This window comes from Paenibacillus thermotolerans (assembly GCF_028745515.1).
GTDB lineage: Bacteria > Bacillota > Bacilli > Paenibacillales > YIM-B00363 > Paenibacillus_AE > Paenibacillus_AE thermotolerans.
This window is the reverse complement of sequence record NZ_JAQZSG010000044.1, coordinates 12,360-31,886: the sequence shown is the minus strand read 5'-3', so window position 1 is coordinate 31,886 and position 19,527 is coordinate 12,360. Positions and strand designations below refer to the sequence as shown.

Annotated in this window: 24 protein-coding genes and 1 riboswitch; of the genes, 22 read left to right on the top strand and 2 right to left on the bottom strand. The window is 52.8% G+C overall.

The genetic code is table 11. The features are described 5' to 3' along the window. Nucleotides 1–535: 535 nt before the first annotated feature. Nucleotides 536–1,345, top strand: a complete 810-nt coding sequence (locus PT964_RS23575) for an alpha/beta hydrolase (protein WP_274365821.1) — start codon at nucleotides 536–538, stop codon at nucleotides 1,343–1,345. 49 nt (nucleotides 1,346–1,394) lie between these two features. On the opposite strand, the gene PT964_RS23570 is transcribed toward PT964_RS23575, so the two are convergent. Then, nucleotides 1,395–1,931, bottom strand: coding sequence for a hypothetical protein (locus PT964_RS23570; RefSeq protein ID WP_274365820.1), 537 nt, complete (start codon nucleotides 1,929–1,931; stop codon nucleotides 1,395–1,397). A 174-nt stretch (nucleotides 1,932–2,105) separates the two neighbouring features. Between PT964_RS23570 and PT964_RS23565 the strand changes: the two genes are divergently transcribed. The 10 genes from PT964_RS23565 (at nucleotide 2,106) to rsmI (ending at nucleotide 9,437) form a co-directional block, all read left to right on the top strand. Beyond that, nucleotides 2,106–2,303, top strand: a complete 198-nt coding sequence (locus PT964_RS23565) for a sigma factor G inhibitor Gin (protein ID WP_274365819.1) — start codon at nucleotides 2,106–2,108, stop codon at nucleotides 2,301–2,303. Between the two features lie 103 nt (nucleotides 2,304–2,406). After that, nucleotides 2,407–3,927 (top strand): aminotransferase class I/II-fold pyridoxal phosphate-dependent enzyme, encoded by a 1,521-nt coding sequence (locus tag PT964_RS23560; RefSeq protein WP_274365818.1) that lies wholly within the window; start codon nucleotides 2,407–2,409, stop codon nucleotides 3,925–3,927. A gap of 18 nt (nucleotides 3,928–3,945) precedes the next feature. Beyond that, entirely contained in the window at nucleotides 3,946–4,596 is a 651-nt protein-coding gene (gene tmk / locus PT964_RS23555; RefSeq protein WP_274365817.1) for a dTMP kinase, read from the top strand. 42 nt (nucleotides 4,597–4,638) lie between these two features. After that, the gene (locus PT964_RS23550) at nucleotides 4,639–4,968 is read left to right on the top strand and encodes a cyclic-di-AMP receptor (protein WP_274365816.1); all 330 of its coding nucleotides are present in this window, start codon (nucleotides 4,639–4,641) and stop codon (nucleotides 4,966–4,968) included. 23 nt (nucleotides 4,969–4,991) lie between these two features. Next, nucleotides 4,992–5,438, top strand: coding sequence for a YaaR family protein (locus PT964_RS23545; protein WP_274365815.1), 447 nt, complete (start codon nucleotides 4,992–4,994; stop codon nucleotides 5,436–5,438). 35 nt (nucleotides 5,439–5,473) lie between these two features. Continuing rightward, on the top strand, nucleotides 5,474–6,457 hold the full coding sequence (gene holB / locus PT964_RS23540; RefSeq protein ID WP_274365814.1) for a DNA polymerase III subunit delta': 984 nt from the start codon (nucleotides 5,474–5,476) through the stop codon (nucleotides 6,455–6,457). Continuing rightward, nucleotides 6,457–7,272: a PSP1 domain-containing protein gene (locus tag PT964_RS23535; protein ID WP_274365813.1), complete on the top strand. Its 816-nt coding sequence runs from the start codon at nucleotides 6,457–6,459 to the stop codon at nucleotides 7,270–7,272. The genes holB and PT964_RS23535 overlap by 1 nt, the downstream gene beginning before the upstream one ends. A gap of 37 nt (nucleotides 7,273–7,309) precedes the next feature. After that, on the top strand, nucleotides 7,310–7,681 hold the full coding sequence (locus PT964_RS23530; RefSeq protein ID WP_274365812.1) for an initiation-control protein YabA: 372 nt from the start codon (nucleotides 7,310–7,312) through the stop codon (nucleotides 7,679–7,681). Nucleotides 7,682–7,741: 60 nt separating this feature from the next. Further along, complete coding sequence (locus PT964_RS23525; RefSeq protein WP_274365811.1) at nucleotides 7,742–8,536, top strand: tRNA1(Val) (adenine(37)-N6)-methyltransferase; 795 nt, start codon at nucleotides 7,742–7,744, stop codon at nucleotides 8,534–8,536. Beyond that, nucleotides 8,529–9,437 carry a 16S rRNA (cytidine(1402)-2'-O)-methyltransferase gene (gene rsmI / locus PT964_RS23520; protein WP_274365810.1) on the top strand — a complete coding sequence of 303 codons (909 nt, stop codon included), beginning with the start codon at nucleotides 8,529–8,531 and terminating at the stop codon, nucleotides 9,435–9,437. Before PT964_RS23525 ends, rsmI begins: the two co-directional genes overlap by 8 nt. A gap of 165 nt (nucleotides 9,438–9,602) precedes the next feature. Here the strand turns inward: rsmI and PT964_RS23515 are convergent, their stop codons facing one another. Further along, nucleotides 9,603–9,857, bottom strand: coding sequence for an AbrB/MazE/SpoVT family DNA-binding domain-containing protein (locus PT964_RS23515; RefSeq protein ID WP_274365809.1), 255 nt, complete (start codon nucleotides 9,855–9,857; stop codon nucleotides 9,603–9,605). Between the two features lie 259 nt (nucleotides 9,858–10,116). Between PT964_RS23515 and PT964_RS23510 the strand changes: the two genes are divergently transcribed. The 11 genes from PT964_RS23510 (at nucleotide 10,117) to PT964_RS23460 (ending at nucleotide 19,470) form a co-directional block, all read left to right on the top strand. After that, nucleotides 10,117–11,400, top strand: a complete 1,284-nt coding sequence (locus PT964_RS23510; protein ID WP_274365808.1) for an HD domain-containing protein — start codon at nucleotides 10,117–10,119, stop codon at nucleotides 11,398–11,400. A gap of 6 nt (nucleotides 11,401–11,406) precedes the next feature. Beyond that, nucleotides 11,407–12,204: a TatD family hydrolase gene (locus PT964_RS23505; RefSeq protein ID WP_274365807.1), complete on the top strand. Its 798-nt coding sequence runs from the start codon at nucleotides 11,407–11,409 to the stop codon at nucleotides 12,202–12,204. 165 nt (nucleotides 12,205–12,369) lie between these two features. Further along, a riboswitch (cyclic di-AMP (ydaO/yuaA leader) is annotated at nucleotides 12,370–12,573 on the top strand. A gap of 172 nt (nucleotides 12,574–12,745) precedes the next feature. Then, nucleotides 12,746–13,918, top strand: a complete 1,173-nt coding sequence (locus PT964_RS23500) for a 3D domain-containing protein (RefSeq protein WP_274365806.1) — start codon at nucleotides 12,746–12,748, stop codon at nucleotides 13,916–13,918. Nucleotides 13,919–14,045: 127 nt separating this feature from the next. Then, nucleotides 14,046–14,624 carry a ribonuclease M5 gene (rnmV, locus tag PT964_RS23495; RefSeq protein WP_274365805.1) on the top strand — a complete coding sequence of 193 codons (579 nt, stop codon included), beginning with the start codon at nucleotides 14,046–14,048 and terminating at the stop codon, nucleotides 14,622–14,624. Next, on the top strand, nucleotides 14,621–15,505 hold the full coding sequence (gene rsmA, locus PT964_RS23490; protein ID WP_274365804.1) for a 16S rRNA (adenine(1518)-N(6)/adenine(1519)-N(6))-dimethyltransferase RsmA: 885 nt from the start codon (nucleotides 14,621–14,623) through the stop codon (nucleotides 15,503–15,505). Before rnmV ends, rsmA begins: the two co-directional genes overlap by 4 nt. Before the next feature lie 92 nt (nucleotides 15,506–15,597). Then, on the top strand, nucleotides 15,598–16,407 hold the full coding sequence (yabG, locus tag PT964_RS23485) for a sporulation peptidase YabG (protein WP_274365803.1): 810 nt from the start codon (nucleotides 15,598–15,600) through the stop codon (nucleotides 16,405–16,407). A gap of 152 nt (nucleotides 16,408–16,559) precedes the next feature. Further along, the gene (gene veg / locus PT964_RS23480) at nucleotides 16,560–16,838 is read left to right on the top strand and encodes a biofilm formation stimulator Veg (RefSeq protein WP_274365802.1); all 279 of its coding nucleotides are present in this window, start codon (nucleotides 16,560–16,562) and stop codon (nucleotides 16,836–16,838) included. Nucleotides 16,839–16,988: 150 nt separating this feature from the next. After that, the gene (locus PT964_RS23475; RefSeq protein ID WP_274365801.1) at nucleotides 16,989–17,171 is read left to right on the top strand and encodes a small, acid-soluble spore protein, alpha/beta type; all 183 of its coding nucleotides are present in this window, start codon (nucleotides 16,989–16,991) and stop codon (nucleotides 17,169–17,171) included. A gap of 130 nt (nucleotides 17,172–17,301) precedes the next feature. Continuing rightward, nucleotides 17,302–18,165 (top strand): 4-(cytidine 5'-diphospho)-2-C-methyl-D-erythritol kinase, encoded by an 864-nt coding sequence (ispE, locus tag PT964_RS23470; protein ID WP_274365800.1) that lies wholly within the window; start codon nucleotides 17,302–17,304, stop codon nucleotides 18,163–18,165. A gap of 82 nt (nucleotides 18,166–18,247) precedes the next feature. After that, entirely contained in the window at nucleotides 18,248–19,084 is an 837-nt protein-coding gene (purR, locus tag PT964_RS23465; protein WP_274365799.1) for a pur operon repressor, read from the top strand. After that, a complete protein-coding gene (locus tag PT964_RS23460) occupies nucleotides 19,084–19,470 on the top strand; it encodes a RidA family protein (protein WP_274365798.1) in 387 nt (128 codons plus the stop codon). The genes purR and PT964_RS23460 overlap by 1 nt, the downstream gene beginning before the upstream one ends. Nucleotides 19,471–19,527: the final 57 nt, after the last annotated feature.

Genomic DNA, 19,527 nt, shown 5'->3' with positions numbered 1-19,527 from the left:
AGGAATAAGACGGTGAAACTTCACTAAAGTGCGGGAGAAGAGCCCAGGAGGGCAAGTCGCCAAGCCGACAACAGAGCGCCCTTGATCGAATCAGCGATCAAGGGCGCTTTTTTCGTATCGATATAGAACAAAGTGACGAACATGAGCTAACGGAAACGAATGTCCGCTAAAATGGGCAAGTTTACATAATTCGGCGATGTAACGGAACGCGTTGTCCGCTAACACAGTTTTTTCTCGCAATTTTTCCGCTTTACAACAAATTAGCGGTCATCTTGTTCCGCTAATTCGTGAAATCTCGCCGTTTGCCGCGAATTAGCGGACAATGCGTTCCGCTAATTTCGCTCGAAATCGCAAGTGCGACGAAAAAGGTGTTTATTCTTAGGTATGCGTCGGCCTTTGCTCCCGATTTCGAGCAGACTACGATAGTCTCTCGCAAAAAAACTGTTTTTAATCGATAACGACTAAAATAAAGGTCCCCGTTTTTGCTATACTCTCTTTAGGACAAGTCATTATACAGAAGGAGCGAAACCACCTAATGGCCGTTAAACCGTTTCCTTTTTTCTCCGGAGCTTTATATGCAAGAAAAACATGCTTTGTTTATTTGCCCGAGGGGTACGAGGACTCCGACCGCCGCTACCCGACTGTATATTTGCTGCACGGTTTGTACGGTTCCGAATCGAATTGGACGGAAAGGGGCGGCGTCGAGCAAACGTTAGACCGTATGATCTCGGAGTCCGAGCTTCGCGAATGCGTTGTCGTCATGCCGAATGACGGCGGACATGCTCACGGTACGTTCTATGCGGACTGGTATGACGGGAGCGGCAACTTCGAGCAGTACATGATCCACGATCTGGTCCCCTGTATCGATTCCGCATTTCGAACGATTCCCGACAAAAGCATGAGAGCCATTGGCGGCTTGTCTATGGGCGGCTACGGCGCGATGATGCTTGCGCTCAAAAATCCCGATGTGTTCGGCGCCGCGGGAAGCTTATCCGGAGCGCTCGCCGACATGGAGAATATGAGCCGGCAGGAATTTGACCGCACGAATTATGCCCAAATTCTAGGACCGTTGAACGGTCCCTACGCCAAACAATATGATTTGTATATTCTTGCCGCAACAAGGGTAAAGGAAGAAGCGCGCCCGGAGCTATACTTCGATTGCGGGACGGAGGACTACCTGTACCATCTAAATGCCGAATTCGACCGTTACTTGACGAACATCGGCTATCCTCATGAGTATGCGGAATATCCGGGTGCCCATACATGGGAATACTGGACAGAGCATGTAAAGGATGTATTGCGGTTTTTCGAAGCCTATTTCGGCAGAGCGAATAAAGTGTATTAGCATCCGGACAATGGCGCCGGCGAACGGGCAGTCCGGATGCATTATTCCCTTACGATGCGTAAATGGACACCTCTTTATCGTCGAAACGAATTAAATAGGTGCTCTTCGCCGCTTTGCGAACGGCAAATAAAAGCCACAGTCTCGGAAACGTGACCCAAAGCAAGCCAGCGGCCACCGGCGCCGACTCGTATTGCGTCAACCAGGCTGAGGCGATGCCGGCGGCGATGCAACCGGCAAGGAACGCCTGAGATTGAGCTAGCCGATACGAACGAAATGTAACGGATTGCGCAGGCAAATACCCGAACCAAGGGAATCGCGAGACCCATTGGAATCGGGAAAGGCTGGCCTCCCACTCCGGCCTTGCCCAGGATACCGTCCGGGTCACGGCGTATTCGATCATAATATAGCCGATGACCGAAGCCGCAAGCGCAAGCCATACGCTGTAGCTGTCCATAACGGCAGCGGCTGTCCCATAAGCCAAAAGCACTAATATATAGAAATAAGACCATACCGGTTTTCTGCGAACCTTTTTGACCAGGGTGTATTGATAAATCACTTTCTCCGCAGCGGTAGGAATCGACGACATAGGCTCACCTCGGCAGCACGTAAAATCACTTTTTGGTTTATCGCTACATATTAATAAATATCGGCAGCAAGATTCTTTTCTTTCGCAGCGAAATATATGATTTTAGCGGAAATGAGTTTATTTCATAGAATGTCTGGCGACAATGAGTAGAAAAGAAGCCAAAGGGTGACAGCGATGGAAACGCATGGCCGGGAATCGACGACGCTTACGTGCATTATTTGTGAGCAAGACAGGCTGGAAGGAATAACGATTTGCGAGCAATTTATTTGCAGCGAATGCGAAACGGAAATCGTGAAAACCGACGTAAGAGATGCGAAGTATCCTTTTTTCATATCACAAATGAAACGAATCTGGTATAAACAAAACGCATAATGCAAATTTCAAAGACTTGCTTTGCCGCGGGGGCGAAGAGGTCTTTTTTTCTGCCATGGCAGACGGTAAAATGATGCTACTACGCAAAAAAGAGGTACTAGAAATGGCTCAGGATGATCAACGGAATCGAACGAAGGCGCCTATAGTCGAGGCTCTGCATGCTTATGCGGAACGAAAGCCGACGAGCTTTCACGTTCCCGGCCATAAAAGAGGTTCGGCGTATGTCGGGACTAAAGTCGCTTCCTGGCTCGGAGCGGTAGGCCTTTACGATGCGACGGAGCTGCCCGGGTTGGATGATTTGCATGCTCCGTCGGGGCCGATCCGGGAAGCTCAAGAGCTCGCGGCGCGATGCTTCGGAGCCGAGCGCACGTTTTTTCTGGTCGGGGGGAGCACCGTAGGCAATTTGGCGATGATTTCAGCCGTGTGCAAGCCGGGAGAGATTGTATTAATGCAGCGCAATGCGCACAAATCGGCGATCCACGCGTTAATGCTTGCGCAAGCGGGCGCTGTTTTTCTCGGGCCGGAAGAGGACAAGCCTACGGGGTTATACACGGCTCCGACAGCAGAGCAAATCGACGAGCAGCTTCGGCGCTTTCCCGATGCGAAGGCGATCTTTATCACGAATCCGAATTATTTCGGCATGAGTGTAGATATTGAGCCGCTCGCCGAAGCTGCGCATAGGCACGGAAAGCCTCTTCTCGTCGACGAGGCGCACGGCGCCCATTTCGGGCTGCACCCGGGCGTCCCGAAGTCAGCGCTTCAGTGCGGGGCTGACGCCGTCGTTCAATCCACGCACAAAATGCTTCCCGCGATGACGTTGGGCTCGATGCTTCACCTGCAAGGCGGGCGAATCGACTATGGTGCGGTGGAAAAACGGCTGCGCATGCTGCAGAGCTCGAGTCCGTCCTACCCGATTCTTGCTTCGCTCGATTGGGCGAGGAGCGTAGTCGAAGGGGAAGGGGCGGACGGTCTGTACCGCGGATCGATAGAAGCGGTTGAAGCCGTACGGACGGCTCTTGGCAGGAAAAATCTTGGGAAGCGGTTCGGAACGATCGGGAACATGGAAGCATCCGCCTATTTGCAATTAGATCCGTTTAAGTTCACACTATATGATATGGAGTGTCGCTTGTCCGGCTACGAGCTGCAGTCGCTTCTCGCCGAGTACGGCTGCGACGCCGAGATGGCGGACGAGCGGTATGTGCTGCTTGTTTTCGGGCTGACGTCGGACATTCAGGACGCAAGGCGGCTGATTCATGCTCTAGAACAAATTGCACGGCGATTTTCGGTGCAAAAGCAGGAAAATTGCACGAAAACAGCGAATAATAAAGTAATATGGCCTAAAGCGTCGGAACAGCCCGTATATTTTACTATGGACGGTGCAATTCCGCCTTTCCAAGCGAAGGGGGAGCCGACAGAGGTGCGCATCGAGGACGCCGCCGGCGAATGGTCCGCCGAGATGGTCGTTCCGTATCCGCCGGGCATACCGGTTGTTTATCCCGGGGAATTGATCACGTCCCAAGCGGTGCAAGCCTTGCTGGCATTTCGCAGTGGCGGCGCTTCGGTACAAGGCGTGAGAGATCCGCTGCTGGAGCGGATTCTCGTTTGGCGCGGCAAAGACATATAGATATAGAGGGGTCTGCAATTGAGAGGCTTGTTTATAACATTCGAAGGGCCGGACGGTTCCGGCAAGACATCACAGCTGAAACGGCTTGCGGCCCGGCTGCGCGAGAAGGGCGCAGACGTCGTAATGACGCGCGAGCCCGGAGGGACAAGAATCAGCGATGCCGTTCGCACGATGGTGTTGTCCCCCGAGTATACGGAAATGGCGGACCGAACGGAAATTTTGCTGTATGCCGCTTCCAGAGCGCAGCACGTTCAGGAGGTTATCCTTCCGGCGCTGCAGCGCGGAGCCGTTGTCGTCTGCGACCGGTTCGTGGACGCCAGCATTGCTTATCAGGCGTACGGGCTGGGACAAGATCCGCAGCAGGTGGAGCTGATCAATCGCTTCGCAACCACGGGTCTGCAGCCCGATCGCACCTACATGCTTGACGTGCCCGTAGAGGTGAGCAGGAGCCGTCTGCTGAAACGAGCGGCAGGCAGCGGTAACGAATCGGCGTTGGATCGAATAGAGATGAAGGATCGGGAGTATCACGAGCGAGTGAGAGAAGCATTCCTACTGATAGCCAGGAAGAATCCGCAGCGGGTGCTGCTGGTGAACGCCGACCGAACCGAGGAAGAAATTGCGGCGGACATAGCGGCGGACAGCGACTCATTACTTCTGCGGCGATTCTGAGAGCTTTCTCGAAAACAATCTACTGGTCTAGGAGGAATTTTCATGAAGCTTGTAATTGCAGTTGTACAGGACAAAGACAGCAACCGCTTGTCGAACGCGCTGATCGCGCAAGGGATTCGCGCTACGAAGCTCGCGAGTACGGGCGGCTTTTTACGCGCGGGCAACACGACGTTTATGATCGGCATCGAGGACGACCGTATTCCGGATGTGCTCAGCGTCATTAAAGCGAATTGCAAAGTCAGAGACCAGCTGGTTACGCCGGTAACGCCGATGGGCGGAACGACCGATTCGTATATTCCGTTCCCCGTTGAGGTTCAGGTCGGCGGAGCCGCGGTGTTCATTATGCCGGTCGAACGGTTCGAGCATTTCTAAATACCAACGGAGGCGCATTCAGTGTGAAAATCAATCCCGGGTGGCGGCCGCTAAACAAGGAACCATTACGCAACGACAGCAATGCAGGCGCGAACGCCTTGTCGCGGCCATTCTCCGGCTTTCTGCGGGAAGAGCGGGAAGCCGTCACGCACGAGGAATTGATGCGCCGCATGGAGCAAATTCATCTGCAAGGGCAGCGGCTTAGCCGCTCGATGACGGTAAGAGAGCTTCGGGAATATAAGATGCTTGTGAAACGGTTTCTTGAAGAAACCGCCCGAAAGGGGATCGGGCTGCGGGAGACGAGAGGCTGGGACCGCCGCGGCCGTACGAAACGGTATCAGCTGCTTGAGGAAATCGATGCGACGCTGGTCTCGATGGCGGATGAGCTTCTGGCCACGGAGAACGGCAAGATCGAACTCCTCGCCAAAATCGGAGAAATTCGCGGACTGCTGATCAACTTATTTTTTTAACGATTCGGAAAGAAATTCAGATGGAGCGATAACCGATGCCTTTCAACGAAATTCCGGGACAAGAACGCGTGAAGACGATATTGCAGACGTCCTTGCGTGAAGGCACTTTATCTCATGCATATATATTCGAAGGCCCGAAGGGCACAGGGAAAAGGGCAACCGCAAGAGCGCTGGCGCAAGCGCTCTTTTGTATAGAAGGCGGAAGCGACGCGTGCGGGCGGTGCGCGGAATGCCGGAAGGTCGTAAGCGGAAATCATCCGGACGTATTGTGGATGCAAGCGGACGGGGCGGCGGTGAAGATCGAACAAATTCGGGAGCTGCAGCGGCAGTTCGCCTACAAATCCTCTCACTCGTCCCGATCGCGCATATATATCATTGAGGATGCGGAGAAGATGACTCCGCAAGCCTCGAACGCCATGTTGAAGTTCCTAGAAGAGCCGTCCGCGCAAATTGTCGCCGTGCTCATTACGGAGAACGGACAAGCTTTGCTGCCGACGATTTTGTCGCGGGCGCAGCGCCTGGCTTTCGTTCCCCTCTCCGCGGAGGAAATGGAGGATGCGCTGATCGGCGAAGGCCATCCGGCCGCGTTAGTCCGTCCGGCGGTGCGTCTTGCTTCCGGGCTCGGGACGGCGCGGGAGTTTATCCAAATAAATTGGTTTGCAGAAACGAGAAACGCAGTGTTACAATTGGCTAAGGAGACGGCACATGGCTTTCCCGCCGCAATGATTGCAGGACAGAGTGTCCTGTCGAAGCCGGAGGTGTCCGAGCATCTGGACACGTTCTTCGACTTATTTGCTCTTTGGTGCAAGGATATGATTTTGCTACAAAGAAGAGAGACCGGAAGGGTCGTTTTTATAGACAGCTTGGATTGGGGTAAGAAACAGGCTGACTCGAAACCGTTTCAAGTATGGGTCAGCGGGATGGACGAGGCGCTGCAAGCGAAGAAGCGGCTGCGCCAGCACGCGGGTCCACAGCTCGTCCTTGAGCGGTTTCTATACGCGTTGCAAGGAGGACAATAATGGAAGCTTACCAAGTTGTAGGCGTCCGCTTTAAGAAGGCGGGCAAAGTGTATTACTTCGACCCGAGTGACCTGCCTGTCGACGAACAAAATCACGTCATAGTGGAAACAGCGCGAGGCATCGAATACGGCAAGGTCGTGATCGGCCGAAAGACAGTAAAAGAAAGCGACGTCGTTCTTCCGTTAAAGAAGGTCATCCGCATCGCCGACCATACCGATGCGAAGATCGTTGACGACAACAAGACGGCGGCGAAGGACGCATTCGGCGTTTGCGCCGAAAAAATTAAAGAGCACGGGCTGCGGATGAAGCTCGTTGATGTGGAATACACGTTTGACCGCAACAAGATCATCTTTTATTTTACCGCGGAAGGTCGCGTCGATTTCAGAGAGCTTGTGAAGGACTTGGCCGGCGTATTTCGGACAAGAATCGAGCTCCGGCAAATCGGAGTGCGGGATGAGGCGAAGCTGCTCGGAGGTCTGGGCCCTTGCGGCCGCATCTTATGCTGTTCTTCCTGGCTCGGGGATTTCGAACCGGTGTCCATCAAGATGGCCAAGGACCAAAATTTGTCCTTGAACCCGACGAAGATCTCGGGACTTTGCGGCAGGTTGATGTGCTGCCTGAAGTACGAACATGACAATTATGAAAGCGTCAAGCAAGAGCTTCCCAATATCGGCGCGAGAGTCGTTACGTCCGTGGGGGCAGGTGTAGTCGTAAGCATTAACGCCGATGCGCGGACGGTCAACGTACGTTTGAACGAATCGAAAGGCCGCGTTTCCGAGTTTCCGCTTGACGACGTTGTAGAGCAAGACGAATAAACTGCGAAGCCGTTTAACCTTGTCTAGGGGTGGAGCTGTGGGAGACAGAAATATACTGTATGAGCAAGTGACGCACATGGAAGATTCGATGGGTCGGCTCGCCGCCGACATGACCGAATTGCGCAAGCAGATCGTTCTTCTGGTCGAAGAGAATAAGCGATTAAGCATAGAAAATCAACAGCTGCGCAAACTACTCCGCAGGAACGAAGCGTCCCCGGAGCAGGCCGGCGGGGAAGAAGCAGCCTTGCAGCCGTCCGGGCAAGCGGAAGCATCCCCGGCGGCCATCGGCGAAGGGTACGACAATCTCGCAAGACTGTATAATGAGGGCTTTCATATTTGCAATGTATATTACGGGCATCTCCGGACGGAAGGCGACTGTTTATTCTGTTTATCATTCTTCAATAAGTAATGCAACCGTAGGTCACGCCGCCTGCGGTTTTTTTGCAATGTGCTTGGGAGGCGCTTACCATTGAAACCGAACGGCTTAGCGGCGGCTTTGCTGCCTAATGAACGATTGGACGATTTATTAACGAACGATTTAAAAATCATTCAAAGCGACGAAGTATTCAGCTTTTCGTTAGACGCGGTGCTGCTCGCAAGATTTTGCACCGTTCCGCCGAGAGGGCGCGTTGTGGATTTATGCAGCGGAAACGGCGTGATCCCGTTATTGCTCTCGACGCGAACGAAGAGCAGTATCGTCGGGGTAGAAATACAGCCTAAGCTTGCCGATATGGCGGAGCGAAACATAAGAATCAATCATTTATCCGACCGGTTGTCGGTCGTCTGCGCGGATCTCAAGGAATATTATAAGACAGCGGGACAAGGAACGTTCGATCTGGTCACAGTAAATCCGCCGTATTTGCCCGTAACGTCAGGCGAGGTCAAGGAAAATCCATATGTGGCGGCGGCAAGGCATGAAGTGTACTGCACGCTAAAGGATGTAGCCGTCGCGGCCTCACGCCTAGTACGCTCGGGGGGAAAGGTGGCGATGGTGCATCGCCCGTCCCGGCTGATCGAGATTATCGCCGAATTTCGTTCCGTGCGGCTCGAACCGAAGCGGATTCGCTTCATCCACCCCCGGTTGCATCAGGAAGCGAACATGGTATTGATCGAGGCGGCGAAGGACGGCAAGCCCGAGCTTCGAACGCTGCCTCCGCTCATCGTTCATGAAGGGGATGGCAGCTATGCGAAGGAATTGTTGGATGTTTATTACGGGAAAAGCAGTGCATTAAGCGACCCGAATCAAGGAGGAGCCGATGACTGAGCTTTCGCTGCAAAGAAGCTTCGGAACGGGAATACAGGAAAGTGCGCGTCCGAAGCTCGGTACGCTGTATTTGGTCGGAACGCCGATCGGCAATTTGGACGATATGACCTTCAGAGCCGTTTCTACATTAAAAGAAGCGGATTGGATCGCAGCTGAGGACACTCGGCAAACGAAGAAGCTGCTCAATCATTTCGAGATCAACGCTCGGCTGCTGTCTTACCACGAGCACAACAAAGAGAAAAGCGGAGCAGCCATCATCGAGCGGCTGAAGGAAGGTTCGAACGTCGCGCTTGTCAGCGACGCGGGGCTTCCGGCTATCTCCGATCCCGGCGCCGATCTGGTGAAAGAGGCCGTCGACGCAGGCATAGCGGTCGTGCCGATTCCCGGACCGAACGCGGGTTTGTCTGCCTTGATCGCTTCAGGCTTGCCGACGGACCGGTTTACGTTCATCGGCTTTCTCCCCAGAGAAAAAAAGAAGTGTGCGGCCGTATTGGAGCAATGGAAGTCCCATGCGGCAACGGTTATTTTATATGAAGCGCCGCACCGGCTGGAATCGACGTTGAAGCTGCTGCTTGAGATTTGGGGTGACCGCCGCATGGCTATGGCAAGAGAGCTGACCAAGCGATATGAGGAATTCGCCAGAGGTTCCGTGGCCGATTGCTTGGCGCATATCGAAGCGAATCCGCCGATCGGAGAATATTGTCTGGTTGTGGAAGGGGCAGATAAGGAGCAGGCTGCCGCCGGCGAAGCTCTTCCCTGGTGGAGCGGACTTTCGCCGGAAGAGCATGTTTCGAGGTATGAGGAGGAGAAGGGGCTGTCCCGTAAAGAAGCCGTTAAGCTGGCTGCGGCCGACCGGGACGTACCGAAACGAGACCTATATAATGAAGTAATGAAAAAATAACGGCCGGCAGACAGCGGAGCGAAGGAAAAATTTACGCACGCAAAAAAAAGTATCCTATGGTTTCCGGAGGCGGAATCCATAGGATAAGAAAGGAGATATAAAAAGGTTAGAATTAACAAGAGTTCATATTGTTACTACCCATATTGCTATTATATACTATATTTCTTATTTTGTCACAGGTGTCGGCATATCTTTTAGGCAATCATTGCAAACAATTTTTCCTTTGAAATAAGTCACTTGATCCGCGTTGCCGCAGAAGATGCAGGCGGGCTCATATTTTTTCAGCATGATTCGTTCGCCGTCCACATAAATTTCCAAAGCATCTTTCTCGCCGATCCCGAGCGTACGGCGCAATTCAATCGGGATTACGACACGGCCAAGCTCGTCGACTTTTCTAACAATCCCTGTAGATTTCATCATAAGAGATCCAATCTCCTCTCGAAAATAAAAATATGTAACGATATAAAACGTCATTTTTCGACACGATTCTTACTGCGTTTATGGTACCAACTGCTCCCATAATAGTCAATAACATTTCACGCGAGTAAAATGTTAGCTCCGGAATCTGTCGTTTTTAATGGATAATCGATTATAGCTCGTATTTGGCACAAAATGCAATATTTCGACATAATTGACGAAATATTGTCGAAAAAAGTCGTATTACGGAGGAGGTAGTCGCATGAACGTTTGGCCGGAGGAAAAAGTATTTAAAGACCCTGTACATAAGTATATATACGTGCAAGATGCTGTGATCTGGGATTTGATTAATACGAGAGAGTTTCAAAGACTGCGCCGGATTCGACAATTGGGGACATCGTTCTTCACGTTTCACGGCGCCGAACACAGCAGGTTTTCCCACTCGCTCGGCGTGTACGAATTAACGAGAAAAATCATTTCGCAGTTTGAGAGAAACCGGTATGAGGATTGGCCGCTCGAGGAGAAGCGTCTTTGTTTATGCGCGGCACTGCTTCACGATGTCGGGCACGGGCCGTTCTCGCATTCGCTCGAGGCGGTGTTCGGGGAGCATCACGAGCAATGGTCGTGCCAAATCATTCTGGGAGATACGGAAGTAAACAGCGTTCTGCGCTCGGTGTCGCCGGATTTTCCGGAGCTGGTTTGCTCCGTCATCCGCAAGACGTATCCGAATGAGATCGTCGTGTCGATGATTTCCAGCCAACTGGATGCCGACCGGATGGATTATTTGCTCAGAGACGCTTACTTTACCGGCGTGAGCTACGGCATGTTCGATTTGGACCGGATTCTCCGGGTCATTCGGCCGGTTCAAGGAAAGCTCGTCGTGAAAGAAAGCGGAATGCATGCCGTAGAAGACTATTTAATGTCCAGGTACCAGATGTATTGGCAAGTATACTTTCACTCGGTTACGCGCAGCTCGGACATCGTGCTCCGCAATATTTTCGCACGCGCGAAATCGTTATGGGACTCCGGCTATAAATTTCAATTTTTGCCGCCCGCTTTGCACAAGCTATTCGAAGGCACGCTCGATCTCGAGCATTATATGATGCTGGACGAGTCCGTGGTCCAGGCCGCTTTTACGCTTTGGAAGTCGGAGAAGGATCCCGCGATATCGGATCTGTGCACCCGCTTTTTGGAGCGAAAGCTTTTCAAATATTCCGTGTTGGATACAGCCGCGAAAGAGCGGCTTGAACGGCTTCGCGACTCGGTCCGGGAAGCGGGCTTCGATCCGGAGTATTATTTGCAGGTCGATTTGCCGTCGGATAAGTCTTACGATATTTATCGGGGCGGGAACGCGCCGGGCAATATACCGATTTTGCTGCTATGCGAAGGAGGCGCGCTTGCCGAGATCAGCACGAGGTCCGATATCGTGCGATCCATCAGCGGCACGCAGAGCGGGAAGCCGCAAGTTTATTATCCGGAAGAATGGGTTGCGGAGCTCGCTCGAAAAGATTCGACATTATTTTCATGGCTGAAGGGAGAAGCATAATTCGACATGCTGACCGATACACACACGCATTTGGACAACAAGGCATTCGATGAGGATCGGGAACATATACTGGAACGAGCGCGCGCCGCAGGCGTCGGCCGCATCATCAATATCGGCTTTAACCGCGAGACGATTCCGTCAACGCTTCGCCTCGCGGAGCGGCACGATTTCATCGATGCGGTCGTCGGTTGGCATCCGCAGGATGCGATTGACATGACTGCGGACGATTTGGACTGGATCGAGCATTTGGCCGTGACGCACCCGAAGGTGGTCGCGCTCGGCGAGATGGGGCTTGATTACTATTGGGATACATCGCCTAAGGATGTGCAGCACCGGGTTTTCCGGGAACAAATCCGTCTGGCAAGAAAGCTGGGCCTGCCGATCGTCATTCATAACCGTGACGCGCATGCCGATGTCGTATCGATACTGAAGGAGGAGAAAGCTTCCGACGTCGGGGGCGTTATGCATTGCTTTTCCGGAAGCTGGGAAATCGCCAGGGAATGCTTGGCAATGAACTTTTACATTTCCTTCGGAGGCCCGGTCACCTTCAAAAACGCAAAACAGCCGAAAGAGGTGCTGGCGAAAGTTCCGCTGGAGCGGCTGCTGATCGAGACGGATGCGCCTTATTTAACCCCGCACCCGTACCGCGGCAAGCGGAACGAATCGTCTTACGTCGGATTGGTGGCGGAAGCCGGAGCGGAAATTCGGGGGCTCTCCGTGCAGGAATTTGCGCAAATTACGACGGCCAATGCTCGTACCCTTTTCCGTCCAAAACAAGTAAATGAAAGAGAAAACGAAATGTAAGGAGAATATCGATTGAGAGAGGTGCATTATATTTGAAAAAACGCCATTTTTGACGATAATCAGCAAAAGGAGGTTCGATTTCGGCAAAATTGCCCCCTTTACAACAAGGGGCCCGAGCCATTATGATACAGTACATACCCGTAACAAAAAAAGTTTTACATCATATTTCCAGTTTCGCTGAGTTTCCGGTGCAAGTTTGACATGATGCGCCAACAGGGGAAACGGGGGAACCGCATCGATGTTCCGGCAGACGGAACGTCTAGGGGTGAATTTTTGGTAAAGCGGCGCTTCCTGCGCTTTGCCGAGATAGGGCCAGCTCTCACGCCCGAATCCGACAGCTAACCTCGTAAGCGTAACGAGAGAGGTAACCGGCCGAGTATCTTTAATCTTATCCGCACCCAAAAAGCCGCCCTCTTCGACGGCTTTTTTTGCTGCCTCGAAACGGTTATCTCGACTATAATCCACAATAGTCGCGTCGAACTTGAACTTCTGAGGAACCACTCACGTACAAGGCGAGGCTATGTAAGGAGGACTGTAAATCATGGGTGAAACCCAATTGGCGGGATCCCATACTGAAAGTCTGTCCGGCATGTCTACCGCATGGCGATGGGCGCGTGTTCATGTAAAGCTGATGTTATCGGTCACTGCTGCATCGATTGCCGTATTGGTGCTCTTCTCGGCGATCATTTACGGATCGACGCTGAAGAAAATTACCGTAATGGCGGATGGCCAAACGTATGAATTTGTAACATCACGGAACAACGTGCAAGACGTATTGACAGAACAAGGCATTACGGTCGGACAATTCGACCGAACTTCCAAGCCGATATCGGCCGGTCTCAAGGATGGAGACCGAATCGTCGTTGAACGGGCATTCCCCGTGACGGTAGAGGTAGACGGCCAAACGAAACAAGTGCATATCGTGGACGGCGACGTCTCCGATGTGCTTGCCGATGCAGGGATCGAGCTGGGGCCGCTGGACAGAATCGAGCCTTCCGAGGATATCGAGCTTGTTCCCGGAGCCGAACTGAAGGTCGTCCGGGTCAAGAGGGTGATCGAAGCGACTAAGCATCCGCTCCCGTTTAAGACCGTAAAGAAAGAAGACGCGAATTTGCTCAAGGGGAAACAAAAGGTCGTCCAAGAAGGACGGGAAGGAACCCTTATAAAGCAAATCGAAAAAGTATATGAAAACGGCGTTCTCGTTTCCGAGCAGGTCGTCGACAAAACGGTCCATTTATCCAGCGTGGACTCCATTGTCGCGGTCGGCACGAAAAAGCCTGCGCCGCCGAAGCCGAAGGCTTCGAAAAATCCGGTAGTCGTTCTGACATCTTCTTCTCCGAACGTGCACAGCCTTGAGGTGAACGGCACTTCCATCGGAGTAAAGAGCATCCTGAAGAACGTTAAGCTGACCGCTTATTCGGCAGGTCCCGCGTCCACCGGTAAAAGCAAGGGCGAAAAGGGTTACGGCATTACTGCGTCGGGAACAACCGTTACCGAAGGACGCACGATTGCCGTCGATCCGGGTGTTATCCCTATGGGCTGGTGGGTATATATCGAGGGCATCGGCTTCCGCCGCGCCGAAGATAAGGGGAGCGCAGTCAAGGGCAAAAAGATCGACGTGTATTTCGAGAGCGAATCGTATGCGCGGAAATTCGGTACGAAAAGCGGGTATACAGTATATGTGATCGGTCCGAAGAAGCCGATCGTAAACTAAGACGTTTGAACCATACGGAAAGTTGCAAGATGCGGCCGCTTTTGGGCCGTATTTTTTTTCTGCCGCCGAAAAGGGTAAAATATGGTGTAATTGCGCTTTTCACCATGGAAAGAAGAGAGTTGTGTTTATGATACGGGAAGTGATTGTCGTCGAGGGAAAGAGCGACACGGCCGCCGTTCGCAGAGCGGTCGAAGCGGATACGATCGAGACCGGAGGCTCGGCCGTGAACCGCGAGGTGCTTGCACGAATCGAGCTTGCTCAAAAACGGAGAGGAGTCATTATTTTCACCGACCCCGATCACGCGGGAGAGCGAATTCGGCATCTGGTTTCCTCCAGGGTGCCGGGATGCAAGCACGCGTTTTTGTCGCAGGAGGAAGCTACATATCGGGACGATATCGGAATCGAGAACGCGTCTGCGGAATCGATTAAGGCGGCGCTCGAAGGAGTTCGTACCGAATCCGAAGCGCCGGGGACGGATATTGCGTGGGCGGATTTGCTAACTCTTGGCTTAGCCGGGGTCGAAGGGGCTTCCGAGCGGCGTCTGAAGGCAGGCAAGGCGCTTCGGATCGGCTATTCGAACGGTAAGACGTTTCTGAAACGGTGCGGCATGTTCGGCATTAACCGGCAGGAGCTTGCCGATGCGATGCGCAAAAGCGGTTTGCTAGCGGAGGAGACACATACTGCGAAGGGCGGTAATAACGAATGACGGAACGAGCGGAAACGATAGCTTCCCCTAAACGGACGAAAGAGCTGCTCGCGAAATACGGCTTTACGTTTAAGAAAAGCCTCGGGCAAAATTTTCTCATCGACCAAAATATTTTGCGGAGCATCGTCTCCGCTGCCGACTTGGGACCAAACAAAGGAGCGCTCGAGATCGGGCCGGGCATCGGCGCATTGACCGAAAAGCTGGCGGAGGCAAGCGGCAAGGTCGTCGCGGTGGAAATCGATCGGCGTTTGATTCCGATGCTGGGCGAATCGCTCGAGCCATACGGCAATGTCAGTGTCGTTCACGGCGATGTGCTGAAGGTTGATTTGCATGAGCTGTTTCGGGAGCATTTTCAACACGTTGAGTCCGTCAGCGTCGTTGCGAACCTCCCTTATTACGTTACTACCCCTATTGTGATGAAGCTGCTGGAGGAAAAGCTCCCGCTCGCAAACATCGTGGTGATGGTCCAGAAGGAGGTTGCGGACCGATTCGCCGCGCGCCCCGGCACCAAAGATTACGGCAGTCTGTCTGTCGCGGTGCAGTATTATGCGTCCGTCGAGCTTGTCGCTCGCGTGCCGCACACTGTATTTATTCCGCAGCCTAACGTGGAATCCGCGGTCGTAAAGCTGGCGATGCGGGACGAGCCGGCCGTTCGGGTCGATGACGAAGAGCTGTTCTTCCAAGTTGTGCATGCCGCCTTCGCACAGCGAAGAAAAACGCTGCTTAACAATTTACAGCAGCGCTTTTTTGCTGGGGCGGGCAAGGAGGAATGCCGGGCATTCCTGGAGCAATGCGGCATTGACGCCTCCAGGCGGGGAGAAACGCTCGATATGTCCGAGTTCGCCCGAATCGCCAATGAGCTCTTTACTAGGAGAGGTTAGTAATAACGAACGAAATGAGCGGCGACCGAAATCAAACGCACACCAAAAGCCCATCATCTCCATACGATAGAACGTAGGAGGGGATCGGAGGAATGGATCACGGCGTGTTCGTCGTCCGCAAATCGTACGGAAAAGATATCGTATTTCGAATTCAACGGATTCAGGATAACAAGGCCGAGCTGAAAGGCGTGGAGTATCGCCTGCTGGCCGACGCCCCGCTTGACGATCTCGAAAAAGTGCCGGAGCTGGAAACCCGGTCGGATATGAGAGGCTTATCGCTGCTGAACAAAAACCGTCTGTATTTTGCCAAAATGAAGCGGACGGAAAAGCCTTTTTTCGAGGTGCCCGGAACGGTGCTTCACCTGGACGGTGACGCGACGTATTTGCGGAAGAGCATGGCGCTTTACAGCGAGCTTCGCATTCCGGCCGAAGGGTACCATGTGAGGGAATCGGAGATGGCCGGAGCACTGCTGCAGCTTCTTCCGAAGGTGAGGCCGGATATTGTTGTGGTCACGGGCCATGATGCGATTATTAAGCATAGATTTGACGGAGATAAGCTGAACATTAACAATTACAAAAATTCGAGGCATTTTTTGAACGCGGTTCGCGCGGCAAGAGCATTCGAAAGAAACAAAGACACTTTGACAGTGATCGCCGGCGCGTGCCAGTCTCATTTTGAAGCGCTGCTGCAGGCGGGCGCCAACTTTGCCAGCTCTCCGGGGCGAATATTGATTCATGCGCTTGATCCCGTGTATATCGCCTCCAAATCGGCCTATACGTCCGTCAAAGACACGATTAATATTTACGACGTCATCTCGCATACGGTAAGCGGGCTGGAAGGTTTGGGCGGTATTGAAACGCGGGGGAACTTCCGAATCGGACTGCCTCGAGTCCACGAATGAGGCAAAAAAATAAAATTTGTACGCAATTTTCAAAATCTTTTTAGCGATCTGTCGTTGACAACAAGTTTGAACCGCTGTTATAATATTTTGCTTATTTGACAACCACCCTTTCCTTGGGTTATAATGACTAAGGAAAGAGGTGGTAGTTGACAATGGCCAAAAATGCGCTGTTGGAAATCAAGAAGAGCCTTGAAGCTCACGTCGGTCAGAAAATTACGTTGCGTGCGAACGGCGGACGCCGCAAAACGATCGAACGCACCGGTGTGTTGGAAGAGACCTACCCTTCCGTGTTCATTGTCAAGCTGGATCAAGAACAGCACGCGTTTAAGCGCGTATCGTACAGCTATGCAGATATCTTGACGGAGAGCGTTGAAGTCACCGTAACCGGCGACAACGACGGACAAGTCCGGATCACCTACATCCAAGCATAATAACAGCTAGCGGCTAGGCGTTAAGCCTAAGCCGTTTTTTGTTTGTATAGATCGGCGCGAATGGAACGTCTCCCGCACGCTCATAATATGGGCAAGCATGCGCGCTGTAAGAAGCGGCAGCGAAGAACGGAGTCTGAAGGGAGGCATAGTATGAGCCGCAGAAGAAGAGGCGTCATGTCCGAGCAGTTCAAGTACGAGCTTGCGAAGGATCTGGGCTTTGCCGATACGGTCCATAAAGAGGGCTGGGGAGGCATTCGCACCAAGGATGCGGGGAATATGGTCAAACGCGCGATTCAAATCGCGGAGCAATCCCTAAAGAACCGCAATCCGTAACCGCACCAACGCCATGACGAGCTGCGCCGGCATTCAATTGCCGGCGCGGCTTTCTTGCGTTCATAGTGACTTTCAAGCAATTGTGGTAAACTATAGAAACGCATGCACAAACGGAAGCGGTGAGAACGACGTGAAAGTGTACGAAAAGGCGCCCGCCAAAATCAATTTATTGCTCGATGTGCTCCGCAAACGCAGCGACGGGTACCACGAAGTGGAAATGGTCATGACGATGGTCGATTTGGCGGATCGGCTCGAAATGGAGGAGCTGCCGCGGGATACGATCATTATTTCAAGTCAGGCCGGCTACATACCGCTCGACGAGAAAAATTTGGCGTTTCAAGCAGCCAAGCTGATCAAGGACCGGTATTCGGTGAAGAAGGGCGTATACATCCATTTGGACAAGCAGATTCCGGTTTCGGCGGGTTTGGCCGGCGGAAGCAGCGATGCTGCGGCTACGCTGCGAGGTCTCAACCGGCTGTGGAATTTAAATATCCCCGATGAGGAGCTAAGGCTGCTCGGCGAAGAACTCGGCTCCGACGTTCCGTTCTGCGTAACGGGCGGAACGGCGATTGCGCGCGGCAGAGGAGAACGATTGGAGATGCTGCCTTCGCCTCCGCAATGCTGGGTCATTCTCGTCAAACCGCCAATCAACGTATCTACAGCGGATATTTACAAGAGACTGTCGGTGGACAGCATTCGCAAGCATCCTTCCACGGAGGCGGTCGTTCGGTCGATTCGCGATAACGATTTTCAAGCATTATGCGGGTCGCTCGGCAATGTGCTGGAAGAAGTGACGATGGGGCTGTATCCGGAGGTTCGCCAGCTGAAAGAGGCGATGCAGCGGCTGGGTGCGGACGGGGTGTTGATGTCCGGGAGCGGGCCGACCGTATTCGCCCTTGTACAGCGGGAATCCAAAGTAGCGCGCATTTACAACGGACTTAGAGGCTTTTGCAAAGAAGTGCACGCCGTAAGGCTTTTGACAAACGCCACTTGAATAAAACCGTACAAAGGTGCTATATTCTGTTTATAATATTCGGATTTAGACGAAAATTTGTGAAAGATTAGGGGGTGAGGGAGTGAAAAAGCTAAAGAGAAGCGCGCGTCTTGTCGATATGACCCATTACTTGCTCGCAAGACCGCACCAGCTTGTACCCCTTACCGTATTTGCGGAACGGTATGAATCGGCCAAATCGTCCATCAGCGAAGATTTGGCCATCATCAAAGAAGTGTTTGAAAGCGAAAGCATCGGGGAATTGTACACGCTTGCGGGAGCTGCCGGCGGCGTAAAATACGTGCCGAAGACGGGAAAGCAGGAAGCGCTGCAACTCATTACGAAGCTTTGCAGGATGCTGGAGCAGCCGGAGCGGCTGCTGCCGGGCGGATATTTATATATGTCCGATATTTTGGGCCAGCCGTCGATGATGAACGAGGTCGGCAAGATGTTCGCCTCCTGCTTCAGCGACCGTCCGATCGATGTGGTCATGACGGTGGAGACGAAGGGCATTCCGCTCGCCTATGCGACCGCAGCGCATTTGCATTTGCCTGTCGTCATCGTTCGGCGCGACCCTGCGGTGACGGAGGGTACGTCCGTAAGCATCAATTACGTGTCCGGCTCCAACAAGCAAATCCATACGATGACCTTGGCCAGGAGAGCTATGAAGGAGCGCTCCAACGTTCTGGTGATCGACGATTTTATGCACGCGGGCGGAACGATCCGCGGGATGATGGATCTGCTGGATGAATTCGGCGCGACGGTTCAAGGCGTCGGCGTATTGATGGAAGTCGGCGGCGTGGAGAGCGACGAGCTGCTTGTGAGCGATTATGTGTCGCTTGCACGGCTTGCCCTAGTCGATTCCAAGACGAGAGACATACGTGTGGAACCGGGCAATTATTTTAACGAGGTGGAACAATGATGGCAAAAGTAGAAACGATTGCAACCGATAAAGCGCCGGCAGCGATCGGACCGTACTCGCAGGCGATGCGCGTGGGCAACCTGGTGTTTACTTCCGGACAAATTCCTTTGACAGCGGACGGCCGGTTGGTTGAAGGCGGAATCGAGGAGCAAACCCGGCAAGTGCTCCGAAATTTGACCGCGGTGGCCGAAAGCTGCGGAATTACGTTGCGGAATGCGGTAAAGACGACATGCTTTTTGAAGGACATGAACCAGTTCGCGGCGTTTAACGGCGTATATGCCGAGGCGTTCGGCGATCATAAACCGGCTCGTTCCACCGTTGAAGTGGCGCGTTTGCCGAAGGACGTTTTGGTGGAAATCGAGGTCGTTTTCGCGCTCCCGGAGTAAGGCGCATCAACATATATAAAAATATTACTAATTCTTAGAAAAAAGTTTCTTTTTTTG

Excerpts from the sequence above, each read along its gene's own strand:
- PT964_RS23575 (WP_274365821.1), top strand. The coding sequence starts at position 536 with ATGGCCGTTAAACCGTTTCCTTTTTTCTCCGGAGCTTTATATGCAAGA.
- PT964_RS23570 (WP_274365820.1), bottom strand. The coding sequence starts at position 1,931 with ATGTCGTCGATTCCTACCGCTGCGGAGAAAGTGATTTATCAATACACC.
- PT964_RS23565 (WP_274365819.1), top strand. The coding sequence starts at position 2,106 with ATGGAAACGCATGGCCGGGAATCGACGACGCTTACGTGCATTATTTGT.
- PT964_RS23560 (WP_274365818.1), top strand. The coding sequence starts at position 2,407 with ATGGCTCAGGATGATCAACGGAATCGAACGAAGGCGCCTATAGTCGAG.
- PT964_RS23550 (WP_274365816.1), top strand. The coding sequence starts at position 4,639 with ATGAAGCTTGTAATTGCAGTTGTACAGGACAAAGACAGCAACCGCTTG.
- holB (WP_274365814.1), top strand. The coding sequence starts at position 5,474 with ATGCCTTTCAACGAAATTCCGGGACAAGAACGCGTGAAGACGATATTG.
- PT964_RS23535 (WP_274365813.1), top strand. The coding sequence starts at position 6,457 with ATGGAAGCTTACCAAGTTGTAGGCGTCCGCTTTAAGAAGGCGGGCAAA.
- rsmI (WP_274365810.1), top strand. The coding sequence starts at position 8,529 with ATGACTGAGCTTTCGCTGCAAAGAAGCTTCGGAACGGGAATACAGGAA.
- PT964_RS23515 (WP_274365809.1), bottom strand. The coding sequence starts at position 9,857 with ATGATGAAATCTACAGGGATTGTTAGAAAAGTCGACGAGCTTGGCCGT.
- PT964_RS23510 (WP_274365808.1), top strand. The coding sequence starts at position 10,117 with ATGAACGTTTGGCCGGAGGAAAAAGTATTTAAAGACCCTGTACATAAG.
- PT964_RS23505 (WP_274365807.1), top strand. The coding sequence starts at position 11,407 with ATGCTGACCGATACACACACGCATTTGGACAACAAGGCATTCGATGAG.
- PT964_RS23500 (WP_274365806.1), top strand. The coding sequence starts at position 12,746 with ATGGGTGAAACCCAATTGGCGGGATCCCATACTGAAAGTCTGTCCGGC.
- rnmV (WP_274365805.1), top strand. The coding sequence starts at position 14,046 with ATGATACGGGAAGTGATTGTCGTCGAGGGAAAGAGCGACACGGCCGCC.
- rsmA (WP_274365804.1), top strand. The coding sequence starts at position 14,621 with ATGACGGAACGAGCGGAAACGATAGCTTCCCCTAAACGGACGAAAGAG.
- yabG (WP_274365803.1), top strand. The coding sequence starts at position 15,598 with ATGGATCACGGCGTGTTCGTCGTCCGCAAATCGTACGGAAAAGATATC.
- veg (WP_274365802.1), top strand. The coding sequence starts at position 16,560 with ATGGCCAAAAATGCGCTGTTGGAAATCAAGAAGAGCCTTGAAGCTCAC.
- PT964_RS23475 (WP_274365801.1), top strand. The coding sequence starts at position 16,989 with ATGAGCCGCAGAAGAAGAGGCGTCATGTCCGAGCAGTTCAAGTACGAG.
- PT964_RS23460 (WP_274365798.1), top strand. The coding sequence starts at position 19,084 with ATGGCAAAAGTAGAAACGATTGCAACCGATAAAGCGCCGGCAGCGATC.